Source organism: Rhodoferax sp., assembly GCF_028714215.1.
Classification (GTDB): domain Bacteria; phylum Pseudomonadota; class Gammaproteobacteria; order Burkholderiales; family Burkholderiaceae_C; genus Rhodoferax.
Genome location: NZ_JAQTMS010000109.1, coordinates 1 through 2,878, shown reverse-complemented (window position 1 = coordinate 2,878; position 2,878 = coordinate 1). Strand labels below are relative to the sequence as shown.

General features: G+C 56.9%; 2 protein-coding genes and 1 pseudogene. All 3 read left to right on the top strand.

Features of this window, described 5'->3' with window-relative positions:
* Positions 1–299 (top strand): annotated as a pseudogene (locus PHS32_RS24080) (hypothetical protein); the annotation flags it as partial.
* Positions 300–343: 44 nt separating this feature from the next.
* Positions 344–706, top strand: coding sequence for a response regulator (locus PHS32_RS24075; protein ID WP_011462890.1), 363 nt, complete (start codon positions 344–346; stop codon positions 704–706).
* Between the two features lie 47 nt (positions 707–753).
* The coding region (locus tag PHS32_RS24070; protein ID WP_301082159.1) for a chemotaxis protein CheW at positions 754–2,878 on the top strand (2,125 nt) is incomplete at its 3' end.

The window sequence follows — 2,878 nt, the reverse complement described above, 5'->3', positions numbered from 1 at the left end:
GGGAACGGTTCAACTGTGCCAGTGCCAATCTGGCTGATCCCATGCTGGTCGACTCCGAGGCACTCGATGCTGTTCGTAGCGCCCGGCGGGCGGCGGTGACCGAGCTGCAGTTTCAGGATATCGCCTCACAGCTGATCGTTCATACTTCCAAGATCCTTCAAGGTTGCGCCTACCGTCTGGCGTCCGAGTCCATGGGGCTCGAAGATGGCGAGGCGGTGCCGTTTGTTGAAGAGGTGCCGGAACGCCCCAACCCGGTCACCCAGGATGCCATGGACGCTGGTTCCATAGAGCTTTTTTAAACGCCGCCCCATTTACCCCCTAACTGAAATAGTCGGAGCCTTACATGTCATTAATACTCGCTGTTGACGACTCGCCGTCCATGCGCAAGATGGTGTCGTTTACTTTAACCGGGGCTGGCTACCAGGTGGTGGAAGCGGTTGACGGTGTAGATGCCTACGAAAAAGCGCAGGCGCAATCATTTGATCTGGTTCTGACAGATCAGAATATGCCCCGGCTTGATGGACTCGGGTTGACCCGTAAGCTCAGGGATCATCCGCAGTTCAAAACCGTTCCAATCCTGGTGTTGACCACGGAGTCGAGTGATTTGATGAAGCAGGCCGGGCGGGCCGCTGGTGCCACCGGTTGGTTGGTCAAGCCGTTTGACCCGGCTCGTTTGCTTGAGGTCATTAAAAAAGTGATCAAGTAACGCGTTCAGAGATAGTTGGGTTGTCACAAGGAACACAGGAGATTGACATGGCGGAAGCGCACCAGGAAAGTAGCAGTACGGCGGCGGATTTTGATCTCAGCCAGTTTTATCAAATATTTTTTGAAGAGGCCGCAGAAAATCTTGATCTGATGGAGCAGATGCTGCTCAGCTTGAATCTTGAAACTGCAGACGATGAAGAGTTGAATGGGATTTTTCGTTGCGCCCATTCCGTCAAAGGCGGCGCGGCCACCTTCGGCTTTTCCGATGTGGCCGAGTTAACGCATCAAATGGAATCGCTGCTGGATCGTTTGCGTCGCCATGAACTGCAGCCCAACTCCGCCATGGTCGATGTGCTGCTTGAGTCAGCAGATGCCTCGCGCGGCTTATTGGCGCGTCATCAGGCCGGGGGAGAAGGCGATGCCCCCCCCACCGCGGATTTGGTGCGCCGCATCAAGGTCCTGGTTGCGGGGGACATGGCGCAGGCGCTACCGAGCGTAGCGCCCCCGCAGCCGCTGCCGACACCTGTGGTTGCGCCTGCGATTGTGGCAGTGCAGTCCAAGGTCGTGCTGGCGCCGACCCCTCAGCCATCGAACACAATACGCTCGCTTGAAATTCGAATTGGGCCTTTGGATCACCCGGCGCAAGCTGATGCGATCAAGGAATTGTTTCGTGATATTGAAGGTTTGGGTGACATCACGGTCGTGGCTTGCAACCAGGCTGACACGCGGGTCTTCGCCGTTGAAACTTCGTCCACGGATGCAGATTTATTGGATTTATTCGCATTTCATGTTTCAAGGGAACATGTGTCCATCAGGGAAGTTGACAACGCCGCCGTCACGTCTGAGACCGGTTTCGGATCTTTCGATGGCGCTGCCGGTTCGCCCGAAACATCGCTCTATGATGATCCGCCACCGGGAGCACCCTTGGCCCCGGCGCCAGGTTTTGGTTTTTTTGATGGTGCGCCTGGCGCCCCTGTTCCTGTCGCCGCTGCCACCGGCGTGACTGCCGGGCCCAGCGGGTCAACCGCTTCTGCGCGGGGGGTGGCCAAAGCGGCAAGCCCAGTGGTCCAGCCAGAGGCGGCAACGATCCGGGTGGCCATCAGCAAGGTGGATCAACTGATCAATCTGGTCGGCGAGTTGGTCATTACACAAGCCATGCTGGCGCAAAACAGCAGGGCGCTTGACCCAGCGCTGTACCAGCAACTGCTGACGGGTCTGACTGATCTGGACCGAAACACGCGCGATTTGCAGGAATCTGTGATGTCGATCCGGATGATTCCAATGTCGATCGTGTTCAGCCGCTTTCCGCGCATGCTGCGTGATCTGGCGGGCAAGCTCGGCAAGAAAGTTGATTTCGTCACGCAGGGTGAGGCCACTGAATTGGACAAAGGTCTGGTCGAAAAGATAACCGATCCGTTAACGCACCTGGTGCGCAACAGTTGTGACCACGGTATTGAAATGCCCGCTGATCGCATACGCGCCGGCAAGTCTGAAACTGGCACGATCACGCTGTCAGCGGCACATCAGGGCGGCTCCATTGTGATCGAGGTGCGCGACGATGGTCACGGCATGTCACGTGAAAAGATTTTGACCAAAGCTCGGGAGCGTGGCATGGATGTGTCGGATCAGATGCCGGACTCTGAAGTCTGGATGCTGATTTTTGCGCCCGGTTTTTCCACCGCCGAAGTGGTGACCGATGTGTCAGGGCGAGGCGTTGGCATGGATGTGGTCAAGCGCAATATTGCCGCCTTGAACGGCACGGTGGAGATTGATTCGGCTGAGGGTTATGGCATGAAGGTGTCGATCCGGCTGCCACTGACACTGGCCATCATGGATGGCATGTCGGTCGGCGTTGGCGACGAGGTTTACATCTTGCCGCTGTCCTCCGTGGTGGAGTCATTCCAGGTGAAGTCGGATGCCGTGAGCACGGTCGGGCAGGGCGCCCAACTGGTGAAAGTGCGCGACGAATACATGCCGGTGATCGAACTGGAAAAAGTCTTTCAGGTGCCGCGCTTTGATTTTGACAAGTCGAGCGACATCATGGTGGTGATCGAGGCCGACGGCAGTCGGGTCGCCCTGCTGGTGGACGAATTGCTGGGTCAGCAACAGGTGGTGGTCAAAAACCTGGAGTCCAATTACCGAAAAGTGCCCAACATATCAGGCGCCACGATTT

Coding starts and splice junctions, on each gene's coding strand:
- PHS32_RS24075 (WP_011462890.1), top strand. CDS start 344: ATGTCATTAATACTCGCTGTTGACGACTCGCCGTCCATGCGCAAGATG.